This window comes from Endobacterium panacihumi, assembly GCF_050847465.1.
Lineage (GTDB): Bacteria > Pseudomonadota > Alphaproteobacteria > Rhizobiales > Rhizobiaceae > Neorhizobium > Neorhizobium panacihumi.
In genome coordinates, this window is the sequence record NZ_JBOZRA010000001.1 from 645,275 (window position 1) to 663,407 (window position 18,133).

Sequence of the window (18,133 nt, forward strand, 5' to 3'; positions counted from 1 at the left end):
TAGGTAGCCGGTGCGAAGTCTTCGCCGACCGCCATACCGGCCGATGGTTCAAGCAGCATGGGTGACGCGGGCCAGCGCGCCTGCCGCATCACAGGATGCTGTGGCCGATCTGTTGGCGTACGGCATGAGGGAACTGCGCCAAGCCCGGATGCGGGTTCCCTAAACCTCGATAACGGCCTGTTGGTGCTGCCTGTATCGTTCGAAATCATGCCGCACCCATCACGTCCGCGCTGCGGGGACCGCTCGGCGCATCGGCGATGGCAATATCGAGCCTTGCGCGCTCAACCTGTGCCCTTTGAATGCGGGCGGCGCTTTGCAGAAGCTGTACAAAAGCTGCCACTGGCACGTTATCGGCCTTGAGCAACTGCACGATCATGGGATCGCTGACGGCTTCGCTGATTGTCAGATCTCTACTCATTCGCGCTCCTCCTTCGCAACCGAGCAGTCCGCTGAAATTGCGCTCATTTGATGTCCCGGACAAGCGCTTTTTTAGCGAGGTCGAAAGTACCAGAATGGTGCATGCGACCGCCTTGATCTCGCGCAACCGCACCGGCGCCATCTGTCATTATCGCGGCAGGGCTCCTATATAGACGGGGACATATCAAACAGTGGAGACACGTCATGACAACAGAACGCGCAGTGCTGGCGGGTGGCTGCTTCTGGGGGATGCAGGATCTCATTCGAAAGCTGCCTGGCGTCATCGATACTCGCGTCGGCTACAGCGGTGGTGAGGTGCCCAACGCCACCTACCGCAACCACGGCAACCATGCCGAGGCGATCGAGATCGTCTTTGATCCGGCCCGCATCAGCTTTCGCGACCTTCTGGAATTCTTCTTCCAGATTCACGACCCATCGACACCGAACCGTCAGGGCAATGATCTTGGTCCGAGCTACCGTTCGGCAATCTTTTATGTCGACGATGTCCAGAAGCAGGTGGCGGAAGACACGATTGCCGACGTCGATGCCTCCGGTCTGTGGCCGGGCAAGGTAGTGACCGAGCTTTCACCTGTCTCGGATTTCTGGGAAGCGGAACCGGAGCATCAGGATTATCTGGAGCGTATTCCGAACGGCTATACCTGCCATTTCGCGCGGCCGAACTGGAAGCTGCCACGACGTCAGGTTTTGACGGCCTGATTTTATCCGGCCTTGCTGTCGTAGATGCCAATAAGGCGACGTCTGCCAAGAGCGGACGTCGCTTTTTTTATTTCAAGAGGATTTGAAGAGAATAAAGCCCAAGAAAAAAGGCCGGGCGAAACTCGCACCGACCTTCCTCACTCCATCTCAACGACACTGCCAGTACATCCGTGGTCAGGCGGAGATGAATTCTCGTATGGGTTAAATATGGATGTGCTTTGTGAAAGTTTCAAGACGCGCTCGCGAAAAATATGCGGCGCCGTGCCGGCAGCATTGTGGCGGCAATCAACTTTCGTCCGATGTTGGTATTCTTGCGCCGTTCAAGGCGTTTTTCCCAAACGCGGACTGGCGGCACTGATATCTGCGTTCCGCCTGCAGGTGCCGTGAGAGGCGAAAGATTTCGCCTCCGGCTTTTACAGCATATGAATGCGCAAGCCGAAGATCGGCTTAGCGACCGGCGCCCAGAACAGCGGCGCGGATGGTCGAGCGCGAAATGCCGAGATCGTGCAGAGCGCGGTCGTCAAGCTGGTCCAGTTCGCGCATGGCGCGGCGGTTGGCAGCGTAATTCTTCAGTTTTTCAGCGATACGCATGTTTTCTCTCCTTTGTTCGATGCACATTATATAATCGGTTTAATGCCGATTTTGTATGCATTTGAAAGCAACGGAGGCATGCATTTGCTGCGTAACTGTGCGGATGACCAGGCTTCAGTCGTCGTAACCAAAAGGCCTGCGGATGACACGGCGGCTGACCAGAAGCAGGCTGCGGTCCGGCTGGATGACGTAACGTTCGATGACGCGGTAACCGAACTGGTTTTCGAATTCGTGGGTGAGGCTGCTGCCGATGGGTGACTTGGTGAGTTTCGTGCGCGGCTGGCCGCCATAAGTGATGCTGCCGGGAATGGGCTGCAGGCCCGGGCCGGCATCGAACCGGCGCATGCTCGGGTCTGGCGTGGCGGTGCAGCCTGCAAGAAAGATTGCCAGCGCGGCGAAGAGGATTGGCTTGTTCATGAAAATGTCCTTGCCGGAACGGAATATGCTTGCGACTTATCTGTCGTTTCCGGCGGCGATGACAAGGTGGCGCCTTCTTCCGGAGAATGGCGTGGCAGCCCGGCGGGGGAGCCGCACACTGTTGTCGAGGCTTGGGTATCCTTCAGACAGTATGGAATTCGGCTTCTGCCTGCATCCATGGTCAACGGCATCTCTTGTCGGGATATGCCCCTCGCAACCTGACAAACTGTAGAATTCTGTAGGAAATGGAACCAGATAGGTCCCGCGATCGTTTGTGTGTCTGATAATGAGGATGCACCTATGACGACGCTTTTCGCCTACGAAATCAGCCCCATCTCCAACCCTGATCGTCTTTATTTCACCGCGACGCTGGACGAGTGCCGTAAAGCCGCAAGGCAGCAACGATCCGAACTGCGGTCTGACCCGGAATATGGTGAGGTCGATCCGATGCCGATCTATCGCGTCGATATGGAAATTCCCGACCTTCAAACGCTTCTGAACGGGCTGAACAACAGCGATGATTTGACCAATGCCATCATCATCGACCGCAAGCTTGTCGAAACGGTCAATGATTGAGCACCACGTATTGCGCGGCAGGTGAGATATGCATCAAAGCAAGCAGTTCACATGCGAGGAGCTTGGCGTTCTGTCCAAGGCGAGCATCGAGATATGCGAAGCCCTGCGCATTGCGCCTGACAGCGAACAGGCATTGGCGGTGCGGCGGCAGCTTTTCGAAGATTGCACCGGTCAGGAGCCCGTCGACGCCATCGTCGAGCGATATCTTTCGACGCGCGTTCGGACCTAGAAACTCTGTAGAAAATATTTGCGATCGAACGCAACCTTCCTGCCTCATTCGCATTAAGTGGCGATTGCTGGTCAGCGGGGTAGGGCAATGCGGACGATATTTAAGCTGGAAATGGTTGGCTGGATGGCAATGGCGGCGTTTGTGGCTGTCTGTCTTTTCCTGCCTGCGTGACGCGTGGCATTGGGCTTTGGCCAACTTCGCTAACCCTAGCTCAAAAGCTATCGATTTTTCACATTGAAATGGCGCACCCGGCAGGCGACAAGTGCCTGAAACTGCTGACCTTATCGACACCAAACCTTGATTTACCAAGGGCTTATTGCAACATGGTCATCACAGTTGACCATAGTGGCAACACCCAAAGTTATGAAAAAGGTTATGAAGGTTGGCGCGTCACAAGCTCACTGACAGCAAGATTAAGGCCCTGACGAAGACCGGAATCCACGGTGATGGTGACGGGCTTTATCTCCGCGTCCAGCCCTCGGGTTCGCGCTCCTGGATCTTTATCTGGCGCCGTTTCGGCATCCGCCGCGAGATAGGCTTGGGTCCGTATGGGTCCGGTTCTGGTCATGTATCGCTCGCGGCTGCCCGCGCCAAGGCGCAGGAGGCCCGCGATATCGTTGGAGCCGGAGGCGATCCGAAAAGTGACCTTGCCGAACGCAAAGCTGCAGTGAAGACGCTCACCTTCGGAAAGGTCGCTGATCAGTACATTGAGGCGATGACGCCCAAGTGGAAGTCCGACAAGACGCTCGCCAAGTGGACGAGGTTTGCCGACACGCACGCGAAAGATATTCGCGGCGTGCCGATCCAGAATGTTTCCACGGACGATATCCTGAAGATCATCCGGCCAATGTGGGCAGAGAAGCCGGAGACGGCCGGCAACGTTCGAGAATGCGCGAAGCTTGTTCTCGACCACGCAAAGGCCAGAGGGCTCCGATCAGGGGATAACCCAGCGCAATGGCGCGGCCATCTCGACCAGATGTTGCCGCCTCCCAAAAAGCTCGTGCGAGGTCACCACGCCGCCATGGCGTTTGTTGAGGTCGCTGCCTTCCTGGAGAAGCTGGGGGAGATCACTGGCGTCGGTGCCCGCGCGCTTGAGTTCACAATCTTCACGGCTGCGCGATCGGGGGAGACGCGGGGGGCCACCTGGGGTGAGATCGATTTTGCCTCCAAGGTCTGGACCGTGCCTGCCGCACGCATGAAGGGTGGTCGTGAACATCGGGTGCCATTGTCGGCACCAGCTCTGGCGGTCCTCGAGAAGATGAAGGAGAGGGCGGTCAACGACATCATCTTCCCCGGAGCTAAAAGCGAAAGGCCGCTGTCGGACATGACATTGGCGAAAGCATTGAACGCGGCGGGTGGTGCCGATTTCACAGTGCATGGTTTCAGATCGAGTTTCAGAGATTGGGTTGCCGAGGCGACATCGTTTCAGCGCGAGGTCGCTGAGGCGGCATTGGCCCATGCCGTCGGCGATCACGTTGAACGAGCTTATCGTCGCGGTGATGCGTTGGATAAGCGTCGTCAGTTGATGGACGCTTGGGCCATCTATGTCACCGGGGCGACGTCGGACGTGATCAAGCTGCCGAACAGAGCGTAACGCGAGACGTCAAACGACGGTTGAATCAAAATATTTTTCGAAAAGTGATAGCTCAAAGAACGCAGGTAGATAGCCTGTGAGTTAATACGTAACGTATTGAACCTAATACGCAAATCGATTTTCGGGGTATTGCGTGTACACAAACTTATCGTGATGGTTGCCTAAGTTAACAACGACGAGGCAACTAATGACGAACCAACCAAAACTGATCAGCTTGAACGACGCCTGTGTGCTTACCTCTCTCTCGCGCACGGCGATCAACAAATACCGAGCTGAAGGCCGCTTCCCGCAGGCCGTGAACCTCGGTGAAAAAAGGATCGCTTTCGTTCGTGAGGAAGTTGTCGCCTGGATCGACAGCCGCATCGCAGAACGCACCGGGAGGGCGGCATGATTCTCTCCACCCCTGCAGAAAAGGTCGCTGATCTCGTCACCTTCGCCTCCATGGCCGAAGATCTCGTGCATCAACACCTCAACTTCGCCACTGACCACGATGGCCGGCCCGCCGTGATCGTCCCGCCGTCGGCAGCCGACCAGCTCCACACGCTGGTCCGCGAAATTGCACGTCGGGCTCGCGAGCTGGAGGTGCAGCTATGAATGCCGAGCCGCACCCCGCCCATGTGCGGCTGACGCTCGCGGCGATAGCAGCTGCGCCGACCGATGACCGTATGGCATTCGCCGCATTCGTTAAGCGCTGTGGCGATCCGTTCACTGCCACTCTGGTTGCCGCGCTGCGCCAGGCGCCGGAGTTTCTCGAAGAACATTTCCCTGAAATGCCAGAAGACGAACGAGCTGAACGCCTTCGATTGTGCCGCCTTTGGCTTGATTTCGAGGAGGCACGATGAACGCGCTCCAAGCCCATCTGAAGAACCTGCCGACGTTCGAGCTCGATGCCCTCCGCGCCGATCGGTGGAACGAGGTCGAACGGCTGGCAGATCAGTTCAGAGCTGATGCTGGCGTCGTTCGCCGCCTGCTGCAGGAGATGAAGCCGAAGCACAAGGCTGACCGGTTTGAATGGTTGCAGGCTGTCTGCCGGCGGCATGACCTGGGTGTCCGCGCCCTCCGCACCGCGGTTGCCATTTTCGGTTTCGCCGGAAACTCAGGTTATCTCTGGCCGTCACAGAAGTCGCTGGCGCACCGCGCCGGATACACCGATGACGCGGAAGTTCGTCGCGGGCTGGCATCATTGGTCGCCATCGGCGCAGTCCGCAAGGTCAAGGTTGTCAATCTGCCGGAAGACCTTGCGGGCAAGGCGCTCACGTCTGCGAAGGACGGCGGATCAGGCCGCAGCGCGAGAGGAACAGCTTACGCTCTGGTTGCGCCAGAAGATTGGCCCGAAAAGCCGCTTACAGGGACACCATGTCCCTCCGGCAAGAGGGACATGGTGTCCCTCTATAACCACCAGGGAAAACCTCAACATGCTTCGCATGATTTTTCACACTCAGGTGTTGGAGATTCTATCTCAACATTAGAGCGTGTTGATAGGTCTCTATATGGCAATGATAGGAAGGAAACAGCTCATGGTTGAGTTTCATTTCATTCCCCTGAGCCTCCATTCACGTGCCCGTCTGCTGGCTGCTGAGCTTCAGTCCCGCACCAAATCAATTCGCCACCGTGAGATCAGGATAGTCGCAGGCAGACTTGCCGAGCGCATGCGCGCGAACGGTGCGGAACGGTGGCAAGCCGTCCAAGTCGAGGACACGTTCATCGAGATGGTGCTGGAGCGCCTCCAGCGATTGGACAGCCTGCCGAAAGCAGGCGCGACTGTCCGGAATGTCACAGCACTGCGCCGCAGAGGAGCCGCAGCATGAGCGCCGCATGGGACACCCTCACGCAAGCGATGATTATGGCCGAAGAGCGCAAGCCGCGGCCGAACAGAAGGAAAATCATCATGACAGCATTTGCAGTAGTAACCGCCGCCATCGCCGCCCAGACGCTCGTGCTTGAAGACGGCCAGGCGATCTACGTCGAGACCGAAACGCCGCCCATCGTGTGGGCTCTGATGAGAAAGGACGAAAGCACCGTCACCATCAAATCGATGCACCACACACAGGAGGAAGCAGAAGCTCGCATGAAGGCAGAGGAAGCCCTTGCGGAGCGGAGCGAGAGCGGGAGCACCATGCAATGATCGGCGTTATCTCCCACCCCGTCACGGTCAAGGCCTGTGTCGTAACTGACGGTAAGCGCGAATGGACCATGCCCCTTGTCGAGGCGCTGCCCGGCTTCGTCACCGCCATCACCAACCAGTTCGGAGACACGCAATCGTCGCGTCTGTTCTGGACCGAGGCTGATGCAGAGCGCGCCATGGACGAAGCCAAGGAGACACTGAGCGCGCATGGCTACATCCGATACATCGGCCCAGCCCCCACCCACCCCGAATAGGTTCTTCCATGCCCACCCCCATGGCCCGCGGGTCGGGAGCAGCGCATGCTTTGAGTCATTTTGGCTCAAAAGTTTTTACGATTCGGACTCGTTTTGAGGAGACAGAAAATGAATATCGCCCCCACTGAAGTAACAACCGCCGATATGGCCGAGATCTTGGGCGTCCACGAGCGTACCCTGCAGAAGCTCGCGAAGGATGGATGGATCAACGGAAAGCTTGGTCACGATCGCTGGGACATGAAAAAAACCGTCCAGTACTACACGACGCATGTTCGACTGACGAAGCTGACCGGCAAGCCGTGATGGGAATTTGATCCGCGGGAACGAGCAAGCATAGAGACAGTTCGTGTTTTCTATGCTTGCTATTTTCAGCAAGCATGCCATCTTAATGTTCAGCAAGCATAGGAGCTGAGCATGACTGACGAAATCGACGACGACAGCCCTCAGAGCCAGGGCGGTAAAAAGCGGGCAGAATCGCTGTCTGCAGACGAGCGCAAGCTGATCGCGAGCAACGCCGCAAAGGCGCGTTGGCTGGAAGCCGCCAACCTTCCGAAAGCCACTCACATGGGCGAGCTTCGCATCGGCGATTCAATCATCCCCTGCGCCGTATTGTCCGACGGCGCTCGACTGTTGACCCAGGCAGGATTTTTGGGAGCGTTGGGGCGCTCCACCAAGCCAAAAGGCAAGTCGCAGCAGGTGACCGACGGTTTGCCCCCGTTTCTAGCAACGCGCAGCTTGGTGCCCCTCATCACGCCAGCAATTTTCGAGGCAAGCGTTCCTATCGCGTTCATAACCCCTACGGGTGGCAAGGCTCTCGGCTTCCGGGCGGATCTGCTTCCGATGGTTTGCGATCTGTTTCTTGAAGCACGCAGCAACGGCATGCTTACGGCTCAACAGGCTCCGCTGGCGGAAAAGAGCGAAGTGCTGATGCGCGCCTTGGCGAAGGTCGGCATTGTCGCTCTTGTCGACGAGGCCACGGGCTTTCAACAGGAGCGTGAGCGTGACGAGCTGCATCGGTTGCTCTCCGTGTATCTGTCCGAGGAGAGACTGGCTTGGGCGAAACGTTTTCCAGATGAGTTTTACAAGCAGGTATACCGGCTCAAGGGTTGGAAATGGCCGGTCGGCAGGGCCAAGACGCCTTTGCTCGGCCACATTACAAATGATGTCGTTTACCAACGTTTGCCGGATGGTGTGCTCGATAAGCTTCGCGAGCTAAACCCGACCGACGACGACACAAAGCGCCGTAAGCACAAGCACCATCAGTTCCTATCGGCGGAAGTCGGGCAGCCCGATCTGAGGGACCATATCCTCCAAATCATCCCGCTGATGAAGATCTCGAAAGACTGGAATGTCTTCAAGCGGCATTTGGACCATGCTTTCCCGAAGGTCGGCACGCAACTGGATATGATCCCTGATTAGTATCACTTGTCCCCGTAGCTTCCATTCACGAACGCCGTTTGCGCTGCGCGGTTAAGTTGGCGGTCGAGGCCATTGGTAATGCCTTCTACCATTGACCTCGCCGCCTCCCGTGCAATCCGACGGACATCGTTCTCGGTGGAACCGTGGAAGGAGAGTGTAATCGGCGCGTGAACGGTTACTGGTCCCGATCTACCGCCGATCTGATGGTTAGGCACAATCCCGCCGCTTCGACCCGGCGTGAAAATCTCAGGACCGCGCTCGCCAACCAGATACGGCCGGCCGCCAGTCACCGGACCACCCTTGGCACGAGCACCAGCAATCGGCTCCGCAGAGGCTGCAGGAGCGGAGGAGCCGCGAAGCGTGGTCGCATACTGCCGAGCCTTGGCGATGGCGCCGTCGAGCTGGCTGGTGTCGAGGCTCAACGATCCATTGATCTGCAGTTGCTCTTTGATCGCCTGTGCTGCCGTGGCGGCCTTCGCTTCGCCCTCAGCGCCGCCTTGCATGATCGCGCTGACGAACTCGTTCATCGCGAGCTGCGCAGCCAGAGGCCAGCCCTTTGTTTGCTGTGCGAGGTTGTCGCGCTCTACGCCTGCCTTCTGCCGATCGACCACCGGCGCCGGCTCGCTGGGCTTGTCCAGGCCGAGCCAGCTGCGAGGAGATCCAACGTTTTTCTCGAGCCACTGATTCCAGCCCTCGCTGCGTTTTCTGTTCTCCTCCATGAAAGCGGCAAGCTCGTCCTTGTCGGACGGGATGTTGTTGACGAGATCGATTGCACCAAGCGCGCCGAAGGCCATGCTCCATATGCCAGGACGACGGATGCCCTGCGCTCTGGTGGCCGATGCGTTGACCTGGTCAAGAGCCGCAGCCGTTGCCTTCACCCCGCCGGAAACCTTCGCAAGCCGAGCGATCAGCCGAACAAGGGCGCCCACAGGCCGCAGGATCGGCCCCAGGAGCGCAGCGGATGCTGCGACGGCACCCAAGCCCACCGCGACAGCGCCAAGCGTCTGGCCCCAGCCAGCGCCATCGACAGAGTCCAGCCAGGCGCGGAGAGCGCCGCCCTCTGCCGACATCTCCCGAAGAGCAGCAACAACCTTCTGTGCGCCTTCGCCCATGGTATTCAGCGCGCTGCCAGCACCCTCGAGGAACGACTGCACGAATTTCGTTCCGGCAAGGTCCGTTGCCAAGGCCTTCAGGTCCGTGAGGGCAGCCGAGATGCTGTCAAAGTTCTGATAGGCGAGATAGCCGAGGCCGGCCAAAAGCAGGTTCGTCGGGCGCAGCAGCGCGAACATGCCCGCACGCAGGCCCGTCATTGCCAAACGAGTTGCCGCTAGGCCGAGCCCGACCTTTGCCACCTTGGCGACCATCTCCTCATTCGACTCGATGAATTTGCTCGTTCGGTCTACGAGCGGTCCAAGCGCGTCGGCTGTGTCGCGTATGGATGGCAGCAGCGCGTTGCCGAACGCGATGCCAGCGGCCATTACACGGTTGCGGAGCTGCTTCGCCTTGCCGCTCGTGGTGTTGATCCGGGTCTCGAACTCGCGGAGCACGCTGCCGCTGATCTTTCCTTCGTCAGCAAGCACCTTGAGAGAGTCCGCGAGCAAGCCCGTGTTTTCGATAAGCGGCAGGAACGTCCGGCCTTCATCGCCGAAAAGCTGATTGACCACAGAGGCACGTTCCCAATCCGGCAGCTTCCGAATGCGCGCCAGGACGTCCTGTGTCGTGCCCAGGGCATCCTTCGCCATGCTCTTGGCAACGTTCTTCGAAGTGAGGCCGAGCCGTTTATAGGCCTTGTCCTGCGTGCTCGTGGCGGCATTGCCTTTGACCAGGGCGCGACCGACCGCCTGGAAGCCCGTCGAGGCTTGTTCGGCGGTGGCACCTGCGCTGATCATTGCGGAGCCGATCGCGAGCGTCTGATCGATGCTGAAACCATATTGCTCACCCATTGAGCCCACACGGCGGCTGAAATCGAGCAGATCCGGTGCCGAGCTGGCCGTGGCGTCGGAAAGCGCATTGACGACGTCGGCATATCGCTCGGTCTGAGCTGTGGTCAGCTGCAACGCTGCGCGGATCTTGCCAAGGTTTTCGCCCGCCTGCTGCCCGGTGATGCCGAATGCTGTGCCGGCGCGCGCAACGAGTTTTGTCATCCCCTCCAGATCGGAGGTCGGGACACCCGCCGCGGCGAGCTCCGCAGCGAGGCCCGCAAGCTCATCGGCCGCCATTGGCGTTTCCCGGCTCAGTTGGATGAGCGTGCCTCGCAGACGCTGAAGCTGGCTATCCGATAGGTCGCTGACCTTGCGGACGTCTGCCATTGCGTCCTCCAGACGCGCTGCTGCCCGGATCGGCTGAAGCATGGCGGCGCCTATTGCGACGGCCTGAAATGCTTGCCCCTGGAACGCAGCGTTTGCAGCGGCGGCCCTCGCGTTGAAAGCGGTGACCGCACCGCTCACCGTTTTTATCGCCAGAGCGGCGGCCTTGGCGGGACCGGTCACCCCGTCGATCAATTTCAGGCGGAGAACCGCATCTCTGACGGACATAAGGAAATCCTTTCACAGGAATAAATATCGATAGGAGAAATCTATCCTAATCCATCAATATTTGATATCTGTAGGAAGGAAATCATTTATGGAGCTGATGGATGGACCAGGTGACCAAGGCGGCAACGCCGGAGCAGATCGCAGCATTCGAAGCCACGAAGGCGCATCCCGTCACACGCCACGTTGCAAAGCAGGTTCTGCCGGCCGGTTTCGAAGCCTCGAAAACCATCGGACTCACTGTCCCCGTCGAGTTCGATGGCACTGTCTATAGCGAGGTGCATATCCGTCGCCTCAAGGGCCGCGACTTCCTGAAGCTGCAGCAGATGACCGGCAATGAAGACGTGAGCCTGCTGGCGATCGTGACGGCCATTCCGGCGGCGGTCATCGAAGAGTTGGACGCCGAGGATTTCGTAACGCTCTCCGAGGCAGCGCAGGATTTTTTGCCCCGCGCCTTGCGGCAGGCGGTCGCGCAGACTTCCGACAATGGCCCGGGTTCGCAGCAATGACCGCGCGCACTCTCGGTTTCAGCCGCTCGGATCTGATGGACATGCCCTTCTGCGAGCTTTGCAGTGTGTGGCTGCCGGAGATCAAGCGAATTTCACAGGAGGAACAGGCATGACGATCCGCCAAGCCGATCTCGCCCGCGAGCTTGAGGTCAGCGAAATGACCGTGCATCGCGTGTTGAAGACGCTTCACCGCAACGGGCAGCCGCTCACCGAGCTTGATGCCATTCTCGTTTTCACATGCGCCGAGCTGCAGGCTCTGGAGCGTTTGAATGCGCCCACGTCGCTCCGCATTATCGGCGAAGTGGCGGACGAAATCCGATACGTGGCGGCTGACCGCAAGCGGCGTTGCTGGGTTGTGTTCGTTGAAAATGCCAATGGCAGCTTCCGGCTTCCCGCACTCAGTGCCGCCCATTACGAGGCTCTGCTGTGCGCGTTTCCGCTTAGCCTGGTGCTTCCCCTCCATCAGGTCGTAAGCCGCGCTGTAGAGCGCCTGGACGGGCTGCAGGCGAAGCTTTCGAGGGAGGCCGCCTGATGCCTGCAGAAACACTCGAAATGCTCCAGCGCGCTACGTCTGTGGCCGGCTCGCTCAATGTGGAGGATCGGACGATCGACGTGATCTTCGCTTCCGAGCAACCGGTACGCCGCCGATCCTGGGACACCGGTGCTTATGATGAGGTGCTGCTGTGTGGACGAAACAACGTCGATCTCTCCCGCGCCGACAACATGTCGCTGCTGGACACCCACGGCACCTACAATCTCGATGACCGCCTTGGCACCGTTGTGCCGGGTTCTATCCGGTTTGAGCGCGGACAGGTCATCGCGAAAGTGAAGCTCAGCCGCAAAGCCCGCGCCGAAGATCTCATGCTTGATCTTCAGGACGGGATGAGCCTGCCCGTTTCCGTCGGCTATCGCATTCTGAAGGAAGAGCGAGCCGAGGCTGCCCAGGGCGAAGTACCGACGGTCACCGCCACCCTGTGGCAGCCGGTGGAAATCAGCGTCGTGCCCATTCCGGCCGACTCGAACGCAAAGACACGAGGACACGAGATGCCACAGACCATTGAACACGAGCGCCAGGAGCAGCAGCGGCAGGCGCCGACCAACATCATCAACGAACGCCGCCGTGTTTCCGAGCTGCGCGGCATTGCCCGCACGGCCGGTCTGGACGACGAGCAGCTTGATCGCGCAATCGATGACGGCACGACCGTCGATGCCTTCCGCGCGATCGCTCTGGACGGCATGGTTTCCCGCCAGGCTCAGACTCCGACCTTTCCGCATGCCGATCACAGCGAAAACCGCCACGGCGGCATGACGCGCTCGCAGGCGATGGCGGACGCGCTGATGACCCGCGTCAGTGCCGCGCACAAGCCACAGGATGCCTCTCGTGAATTTGTCGGCCTATCCTGTGTAGAGCTGGCACGCCGCTCACTGGAGGGGCATGGTGTCAGCACGCACGGAATGGCGGCTGGTCAGGTAATCGAGCGTGCCCTGCACACCACCAGCGATTTCGGCAAGGTTATCAGCTCGGTCGGCCAGACCACGCTGCAGGCCTCCTACGGTGCCGTTCCGAGCGCGCTGAAGGCCGCAGCAAGGCGGACCACCGCGCGGGACTTCAAAGCCAAGACTGCCGTGCGCTTGGGCGGATTCTCCAATCTGGAGAAGGTCAACGAACACGGTGAGTTCAAGCGTGGCACGTTCTCGGAAAGCGCGGAGTCGCTGAAGCTGGAAACGTTCGGCAAGATCTTTGGCATGACCCGCCAGATGCTGGTCAATGACGATCTCGGTGCCTTCTCGGAGGTCGCGCAGCGGCTTGGCAAAAAGGCGAGCGACCTCGAGGCAAAGATCCTGGTCGATCTCCTGAAGTCCAATCCGAAAATGGGCGATGGCCTGACGCTGTTTCACGCCACCCACAAAAACCTCGGCACGCCGGCAGCACTGAGCGTAGACGCTCTCAGCACCGCGCGCACGAGCTTCCGCAAGCAGACCGATGACACGGGCGAGCTGATCAGCGTCGGCCCTCGCTACCTTGTCGTGGGTGCTGATCTCGAAACGCAGGCCGAAAAGATCCTGACGTCGATCCAAGCAAACCAGACGCAGGACGTGAACGTCTTCGGTGGCAAGCTGGAGCTGGTTGTCGAGCCCCGCCTCACGAACGCAACGGAATGGTTTTTGGCCGCTCCCGCGGAGCAGGTGCCCGGCCTGGAGTACGCCTATCTCGAAGGCGAAGAAGGCCCGCAGTTCTTCGAGCAGTTCGGCTTTAACGTCGATGGCGTCGAGATCAAAGTCCGCTTGGACTTCGGCGCCAGCTTCATGGATTGGCGCGGCTGGTATCGAAACGCCGGCGCCTGACGAAATTGCCCGGGAGGCCTTGCGGCTACGCGCCCCGGGCATGTCGCCGAGCCGGTGATCTTGGCAGTTCACAACAATCACCCCAGGCCAATGGTGGTCAGCCCGGAGGTTGCCCCTCCGGGCTTATTATTTGAGAGGATGAAAAACATGTCGCTATTCGACAGACTCGACAGAATGACGAGCCGGCAGGCTGACCGGATCTATTCGGTATCGGCCGTCATCGACGCCATGGCGAGCTCCCCAAATGGCCGGCCGACGAAAGACACCGCGCGAGGCGAGATCCATGTCCGTGGCATTCTGGACAGTGCAGACGAGTTCGCAGCGATCGAGGCGGGAGCACGCGACCGAGCTGGCAGCGATTTCCGCACCATGGTTTCCGGTCAACGGTTTCAGTTCTCGGTGGACACAGCACGCTATCCCGCCGCCAAGGAAGCCCGCCAGGGCGATCGGCTGACGTTGGACGACACAAGGCGCTTTGAGATCGCAAACGCCTCTCCTGACGGCCAGAGCCGCGTTGTGTTCGCCCTGGTGGCGGTGAAGGGATGAGGCGTCAGTCCTTCGCGAAAAACTTGGCCTTGTCGTGCTTGCAGCCCGAGCAGAGTTGATCGCCGTGCAGAGCCTCGTAAGCGTCATCATAGGGAATGCTGGTGCCGCATTGCTCGCATTTGAGATTGAGGAACGGCTCTCTCACGTCGCGATTGAAAACGAATTCCTGTTTCTGCGAGAGCGATTCTTCACCATCAGCGATCACCTGCTTGGTGATGCCGGCCGCTGCGCCGGTGATTTCCTCGCCGTTCAAAAGTTGTTCGAGATAGCCGTTGAGCGATTTCCGCTCCTGCTCGCGTTCGTGATGCTCAACAATGCTGCTCATCGTCATTCCCTCCAGTTTTCGGTTTCCGAGAAACTGCCAGTTTTTATCGAGGAGTCAACGAAATGAAACCAAAGGTTGGAGGCGACGTCCGCATGATGTTGGTGGGATTTGCCGGCCTGTTGATGGCCACCCCCGCCGCAGCACTCACCGAATCGGACTATCGCGAACGGTTCTGTGCTGGCATGGCTCAGGAGCGCGTGCTGGCGAACGGCACACGGGTCGACTGCCTCACGGACGAGATGGCGATCGAAGTGGACTGGACGCACAAATGGGCAGAAGCTGTGGGTCAGTCGTTGTCATACGCGGCGACGACGGGAAGGCGACCCGGCATTATTCTGGTTTGCAAAGTCGGTGAGCAGGCGTGTCTGAAGCATGAGCTACTGATCAACGAATCGGTGTCGCACTGGAATTTGCCGGTCACGCTCTGGCTTTGCTTACGAGGTGACGAAGATCTCGCGCACTGCAAGCGCGGTGACTTCTGATCCTCAATACGGTTCGTATCGCCGTTTTCTTAGCGACTTCGCCGTTATGAACAAAATTATGTAAGCAAGTGTAGTTGCGCCGTTTAACGCAGTGATATCAATCGCTTAGGTGATTGTTTTGGCGCACCCGGCAGGATTCGAACCTGCGACCTTTGGAATCGGAATCCAACACTCTATCCAGCTGAGCTACGGGTGCTAACCGTGCCGACGATGACTCGCCGGTGACCGATGATTGGTTCTTAGCCTAGCTCGGCTAAGGCTTCAATGCCCATAGCAGTATCGAACATGGAAAAATTGCTGTGCCTTTAGTTTCCCACCCAAGTGCTTGGTTTTTGTGTGGGACACGCAGAGTTGTGGGCGACCATGCCGCAAAATCTTGCCCGTTCATCGTTCGCGCTTGCATTTTTCGGCGCCAGCCCGGATATCCGCGGATAAGCCAAAAATGTCCGGCGGAGGAGACGCGCAGATATGATCGATCCCAACCATCCCTTTTATGACGCACTCTGGCGCCGCGTGGCTATCGTGGCCTTCTGTTTCGGCTGGGTGGTGATCGAGCTTTTTGTCGGCAATCTCATGTGGGCAGGCATTGTCGGTGCGATCGGCGTGTTTGCCGCTTACAAGCTTTTCTTCGAACGCAAAAAATCCGGGTGAGATAACGTCAGCGCACCGGGCCTGTCGTGGCCTTCGCGGATATGCGTATCACACTCGATTGAGCGATGAGAGCGCCCGATCAATCAGAAGATTGGCGATCTTCATCCGGGTGGTGGCGTTTTCACGAAATTCCGGCCCAACCCGATCGGGGTGATTGAGCTTGGCGAACTGCCGGCGTTTTTCGTTGAGTTCAGCCTCGGTGTGTTGCTGCGAAATCGCCAGATCCTCGATGATTTCAGCCTCGGTCAGGCGCTCGAGATAGTCCGGCATGATAGGCGCTGCCGGTGCGTGTGCGCCATCTGCCGCATCTGATGCTTCCGGCTGAGCTTCGGGTTTTTCATCGAGCCATTCCGTCAGATGATCGAAATAGGCGCTGGTGTCGGCATCCGCTGCTGTCGGCCGGCCTTCGGCCACGACAAAACCGGCGCCGAACCCGCGAATGCGAAAATCCGTGCCTTCTGCCGAAGCGTTTTCGGTTTCTGCCTGTTCGTCCTCCAGCCGGTTAAGCACCGATTGGAAAATGGACTGCCCTAACAGCATGCGCCCTCCATAGTGGAGTGCGCATTCAAGCAGCCGGAGATGGCGCCGGGCTTGCGTTTGTTTTGGTCAGGATTGGCTCTGGCTCTGTCCGTCCTGGCTCTGCCGCTGGTTTCCCTCAACGGTCAGTGACACTTTCAAGTTCTCGCCCGCCGAGCCGAGGCGCATGCCGGAGATCGGCGCGGCATCGGCATAATCCAGCCCGCAGGCGATGCGCACATAACGTTCGTCCGGGCAGATATTGTTGGCGGCATCAAAACCCACCCAGCCGAGACCGGGGAGATGCACTTCCGCCCAGGCATGTGTGGCCACCTGTTCCGTCTGGCCTTCCATCAGCAGATAACCGGACACATAGCGGGCCGGGATGTCGAGCAGACGTGCGGCAGTGATAAAGATGTGCGCGTGGTCTTGGCAGACGCCCGTTTTTGCTTCCAGCGCCTGTTCGGCGGTGGTCTCGGTGTCGGTGCTGCCGGGCGTATAGGCGACGGTCGTGTGGATCGTCTCCATCAGCGCGTGCATTTTTGCCAGTTCGCTATCGCCGGAAAGCCCGCGGGACAGCTCACGTGTCAGCTTGCCGGGTTTTGTCCGTGCCGTTTCGCGCAGGAACAGCCACAGTGGGCAAAAACCCTGATGTGGGCCGAAAACACCGGCCTTGTCGGATGTTTCCACTTCGCCGGATGCGGTGATGCGGATCGTGTGGGCGTCGCCTTCGGTGGAGACGAGTTCGGTGCGGTTGCCGTATTGGTCGGCATAACCGGCCTCGACGGCAGCGCCTTCCACGTCAATCTGCCAGGACAGCACTTTCTGGGCCGGCGTATCGACCGGCGTCAGGCGCAGGCGCTGCAGCGAATAGGGCACTGGCGCGTCATAAAGATATTCGGTCGTGTGGGTGATCTTCAGGCGCATCGGCAAAAGCTCTCCGGCTCACTGATAGAAACGATAGCCGTCGGAAATCTCGGCGCTCAACTGGCTGTTGCGGGAAACGAAATCCTCGAGAAATTCATGCAGGCCTTGATCCATGATCTCGGCAACCGTTCTCTGTTTCAGCGTCTTGCGGATCGCGTCTGCCGTTTCGTGTGCTTTGACGCGACCGCCGTAATCCTCGGCCAGATATTTCAGATTGCTGACGATCTTTTCATAACAATAGGCGAGCGAGCGCGGCATCTGCACCTGCAGGATCAGGAAATCGGCGATATTGGCCGATTGATAATCGCCGTCATAAACCCAGCCATAGGAGCGGTGTGCCGAGACCGAGCGCAGGATCGATTCCCACTGCATGTTGTCGAGTGCCGAGCCGACCTGACTGACGGAGGGGAGCAACACGTAATATTTGACGTCGAGGATGCGGCTCGTATTGTCGGCCCGCTCGATGAAGGTGCCGATGCGCGAGAAATTGTAGAGATCGTTGCGCAGCATCGAACCGTGGAAGGCGCCGCGAATGAGACCGCAACGGTGTTTGATCACGCCGATCAGTTCCGGCAGGTCTGCGGGTTTCAGCTTTTTCGCGAGGCGCGCCTTCAGGTCGATCCAGGCTTCGTTGGTGGCTTCCCATGTCTCGCGCGTCAGTGCCGTGCGCACCATGCGGGCATTGTTGCGGCCCGCCTCGATGCAGGACATCACGCTCGACAGGTTGGCGCTGTCACGCAGCAGGTAATCGATGGCGTCAGCGGCCGTCAGCGTGTCGTGAACCTCGGAATAGGCTTCGCGCACGCCGGCACTTTCCAGGACGCCGTGCCAGTCCTCGTCGGAATAACCGACGCGGGTGAGCGAGACACGCAGGCCCGCATCGACAAGACGGGCGATGTTTTCGGCGCGCTCGATGTAACGAAACATCCAGTAGAGGCCGTTTGCAGTTCTTCCCAGCATG

Annotated in this window: 27 protein-coding genes, 1 tRNA gene and 1 pseudogene; 20 read left to right on the forward strand and 9 right to left on the reverse strand. The window is 59.0% G+C overall.

Annotated elements, in window-relative coordinates:
* Positions 1-205: 205 nt before the first annotated feature.
* A complete protein-coding gene (locus tag ACRQ1B_RS03215) occupies positions 206-559 on the reverse strand; it encodes a hypothetical protein (RefSeq protein ID WP_432292219.1) in 354 nt (117 codons plus the stop codon).
* A gap of 62 nt (positions 560-621) precedes the next feature.
* Here ACRQ1B_RS03215 and msrA point away from each other — a divergent pair, with 62 nt between their 5' ends.
* Complete coding sequence (gene msrA, locus ACRQ1B_RS03220; protein WP_432292220.1) at positions 622-1,134, forward strand: peptide-methionine (S)-S-oxide reductase MsrA; 513 nt, start codon at positions 622-624, stop codon at positions 1,132-1,134.
* Between the two features lie 447 nt (positions 1,135-1,581).
* Here msrA and ACRQ1B_RS03225 read toward each other — a convergent pair whose 3' ends face one another.
* Positions 1,582-1,725 (reverse strand): DUF1127 domain-containing protein, encoded by a 144-nt coding sequence (locus ACRQ1B_RS03225; RefSeq protein ID WP_153360014.1) that lies wholly within the window; start codon positions 1,723-1,725, stop codon positions 1,582-1,584.
* A 114-nt stretch (positions 1,726-1,839) separates the two neighbouring features.
* Positions 1,840-2,142 (reverse strand): hypothetical protein, encoded by a 303-nt coding sequence (locus ACRQ1B_RS03230; protein WP_432292221.1) that lies wholly within the window; start codon positions 2,140-2,142, stop codon positions 1,840-1,842.
* 300 nt (positions 2,143-2,442) lie between these two features.
* Between ACRQ1B_RS03230 and ACRQ1B_RS03235 the strand changes: the two genes are divergently transcribed.
* From ACRQ1B_RS03235 to ACRQ1B_RS03295, 13 genes and pseudogenes are all read left to right on the forward strand, one after another.
* The gene (locus tag ACRQ1B_RS03235; RefSeq protein WP_432292222.1) at positions 2,443-2,718 is read left to right on the forward strand and encodes a hypothetical protein; all 276 of its coding nucleotides are present in this window, start codon (positions 2,443-2,445) and stop codon (positions 2,716-2,718) included.
* 28 nt (positions 2,719-2,746) lie between these two features.
* On the forward strand, positions 2,747-2,947 hold the full coding sequence (locus ACRQ1B_RS03240; RefSeq protein WP_432292223.1) for a hypothetical protein: 201 nt from the start codon (positions 2,747-2,749) through the stop codon (positions 2,945-2,947).
* Positions 2,948-3,329: 382 nt separating this feature from the next.
* Positions 3,330-3,581: pseudogene (locus ACRQ1B_RS03245) on the forward strand (Arm DNA-binding domain-containing protein); the annotation flags it as partial.
* A gap of 33 nt (positions 3,582-3,614) precedes the next feature.
* Entirely contained in the window at positions 3,615-4,541 is a 927-nt protein-coding gene (locus ACRQ1B_RS03250; protein ID WP_432293799.1) for a tyrosine-type recombinase/integrase, read from the forward strand.
* 187 nt (positions 4,542-4,728) lie between these two features.
* Positions 4,729-4,932, forward strand: coding sequence for a helix-turn-helix transcriptional regulator (locus ACRQ1B_RS03255; RefSeq protein ID WP_432292224.1), 204 nt, complete (start codon positions 4,729-4,731; stop codon positions 4,930-4,932).
* Positions 4,929-5,135: a hypothetical protein gene (locus ACRQ1B_RS03260; protein WP_432292225.1), complete on the forward strand. Its 207-nt coding sequence runs from the start codon at positions 4,929-4,931 to the stop codon at positions 5,133-5,135. Before ACRQ1B_RS03255 ends, ACRQ1B_RS03260 begins: the two co-directional genes overlap by 4 nt.
* The gene (locus ACRQ1B_RS03265; RefSeq protein WP_432292226.1) at positions 5,132-5,383 is read left to right on the forward strand and encodes a hypothetical protein; all 252 of its coding nucleotides are present in this window, start codon (positions 5,132-5,134) and stop codon (positions 5,381-5,383) included. Before ACRQ1B_RS03260 ends, ACRQ1B_RS03265 begins: the two co-directional genes overlap by 4 nt.
* Entirely contained in the window at positions 5,380-6,066 is a 687-nt protein-coding gene (locus tag ACRQ1B_RS03270) for a hypothetical protein (RefSeq protein ID WP_432292227.1), read from the forward strand. Before ACRQ1B_RS03265 ends, ACRQ1B_RS03270 begins: the two co-directional genes overlap by 4 nt.
* Positions 6,059-6,349, forward strand: coding sequence for a hypothetical protein (locus tag ACRQ1B_RS03275; RefSeq protein WP_432292228.1), 291 nt, complete (start codon positions 6,059-6,061; stop codon positions 6,347-6,349). The genes ACRQ1B_RS03270 and ACRQ1B_RS03275 overlap by 8 nt, the downstream gene beginning before the upstream one ends.
* Positions 6,346-6,666, forward strand: a complete 321-nt coding sequence (locus tag ACRQ1B_RS03280) for a hypothetical protein (protein ID WP_432292229.1) — start codon at positions 6,346-6,348, stop codon at positions 6,664-6,666. Before ACRQ1B_RS03275 ends, ACRQ1B_RS03280 begins: the two co-directional genes overlap by 4 nt.
* Positions 6,663-6,920: a hypothetical protein gene (locus ACRQ1B_RS03285; protein ID WP_432292230.1), complete on the forward strand. Its 258-nt coding sequence runs from the start codon at positions 6,663-6,665 to the stop codon at positions 6,918-6,920. Before ACRQ1B_RS03280 ends, ACRQ1B_RS03285 begins: the two co-directional genes overlap by 4 nt.
* Positions 6,921-7,028: 108 nt before the next feature.
* Positions 7,029-7,223, forward strand: a complete 195-nt coding sequence (locus ACRQ1B_RS03290) for a hypothetical protein (protein ID WP_432292231.1) — start codon at positions 7,029-7,031, stop codon at positions 7,221-7,223.
* Positions 7,224-7,334: 111 nt separating this feature from the next.
* A complete protein-coding gene (locus tag ACRQ1B_RS03295) occupies positions 7,335-8,339 on the forward strand; it encodes a P63C domain-containing protein (protein WP_432292232.1) in 1,005 nt (334 codons plus the stop codon).
* Between the two features lie 2 nt (positions 8,340-8,341).
* Here ACRQ1B_RS03295 and ACRQ1B_RS03300 read toward each other — a convergent pair whose 3' ends face one another.
* Positions 8,342-10,873 carry a phage tail tape measure protein gene (locus ACRQ1B_RS03300; protein ID WP_432292233.1) on the reverse strand — a complete coding sequence of 844 codons (2,532 nt, stop codon included), beginning with the start codon at positions 10,871-10,873 and terminating at the stop codon, positions 8,342-8,344.
* Between the two features lie 101 nt (positions 10,874-10,974).
* Between ACRQ1B_RS03300 and ACRQ1B_RS03305 the strand changes: the two genes are divergently transcribed.
* The 4 genes from ACRQ1B_RS03305 (at position 10,975) to ACRQ1B_RS03320 (ending at position 14,271) form a co-directional block, all read left to right on the forward strand.
* Positions 10,975-11,379 carry a phage tail assembly protein gene (locus tag ACRQ1B_RS03305; RefSeq protein ID WP_432292234.1) on the forward strand — a complete coding sequence of 135 codons (405 nt, stop codon included), beginning with the start codon at positions 10,975-10,977 and terminating at the stop codon, positions 11,377-11,379.
* Positions 11,380-11,488: 109 nt separating this feature from the next.
* Entirely contained in the window at positions 11,489-11,911 is a 423-nt protein-coding gene (locus ACRQ1B_RS03310) for a hypothetical protein (protein ID WP_432292236.1), read from the forward strand.
* A complete protein-coding gene (locus tag ACRQ1B_RS03315) occupies positions 11,911-13,725 on the forward strand; it encodes a prohead protease/major capsid protein fusion protein (RefSeq protein ID WP_432292237.1) in 1,815 nt (604 codons plus the stop codon). The genes ACRQ1B_RS03310 and ACRQ1B_RS03315 overlap by 1 nt, the downstream gene beginning before the upstream one ends.
* Positions 13,726-13,872: 147 nt before the next feature.
* Entirely contained in the window at positions 13,873-14,271 is a 399-nt protein-coding gene (locus ACRQ1B_RS03320) for a hypothetical protein (RefSeq protein WP_432292238.1), read from the forward strand.
* Positions 14,272-14,275: 4 nt separating this feature from the next.
* Here ACRQ1B_RS03320 and ACRQ1B_RS03325 read toward each other — a convergent pair whose 3' ends face one another.
* Positions 14,276-14,596, reverse strand: a complete 321-nt coding sequence (locus ACRQ1B_RS03325; protein WP_432292239.1) for a hypothetical protein — start codon at positions 14,594-14,596, stop codon at positions 14,276-14,278.
* Between the two features lie 62 nt (positions 14,597-14,658).
* Here ACRQ1B_RS03325 and ACRQ1B_RS03330 point away from each other — a divergent pair, with 62 nt between their 5' ends.
* A complete protein-coding gene (locus ACRQ1B_RS03330) occupies positions 14,659-15,078 on the forward strand; it encodes a hypothetical protein (protein WP_432292240.1) in 420 nt (139 codons plus the stop codon).
* Positions 15,079-15,197: 119 nt separating this feature from the next.
* Here the strand turns inward: ACRQ1B_RS03330 and ACRQ1B_RS03335 are convergent.
* Positions 15,198-15,274 (reverse strand) — tRNA-Arg (locus tag ACRQ1B_RS03335).
* 272 nt (positions 15,275-15,546) lie between these two features.
* On the opposite strand from ACRQ1B_RS03335, the gene ACRQ1B_RS03340 reads away from it, so the two are divergent.
* Positions 15,547-15,729 carry a DUF3329 domain-containing protein gene (locus tag ACRQ1B_RS03340; RefSeq protein ID WP_432292241.1) on the forward strand — a complete coding sequence of 61 codons (183 nt, stop codon included), beginning with the start codon at positions 15,547-15,549 and terminating at the stop codon, positions 15,727-15,729.
* 48 nt (positions 15,730-15,777) lie between these two features.
* On the opposite strand, the gene ACRQ1B_RS03345 is transcribed toward ACRQ1B_RS03340, so the two are convergent.
* The 3 genes from ACRQ1B_RS03345 to ACRQ1B_RS03355 form a co-directional block, all read right to left on the reverse strand.
* Positions 15,778-16,269 carry a hypothetical protein gene (locus ACRQ1B_RS03345; RefSeq protein WP_432292242.1) on the reverse strand — a complete coding sequence of 164 codons (492 nt, stop codon included), beginning with the start codon at positions 16,267-16,269 and terminating at the stop codon, positions 15,778-15,780.
* Between the two features lie 66 nt (positions 16,270-16,335).
* Positions 16,336-17,172, reverse strand: coding sequence for a transglutaminase family protein (locus ACRQ1B_RS03350; RefSeq protein WP_432292243.1), 837 nt, complete (start codon positions 17,170-17,172; stop codon positions 16,336-16,338).
* 18 nt (positions 17,173-17,190) lie between these two features.
* Positions 17,191-18,132: an alpha-E domain-containing protein gene (locus tag ACRQ1B_RS03355; protein WP_432292245.1), complete on the reverse strand. Its 942-nt coding sequence runs from the start codon at positions 18,130-18,132 to the stop codon at positions 17,191-17,193.
* Position 18,133: the final 1 nt, after the last annotated feature.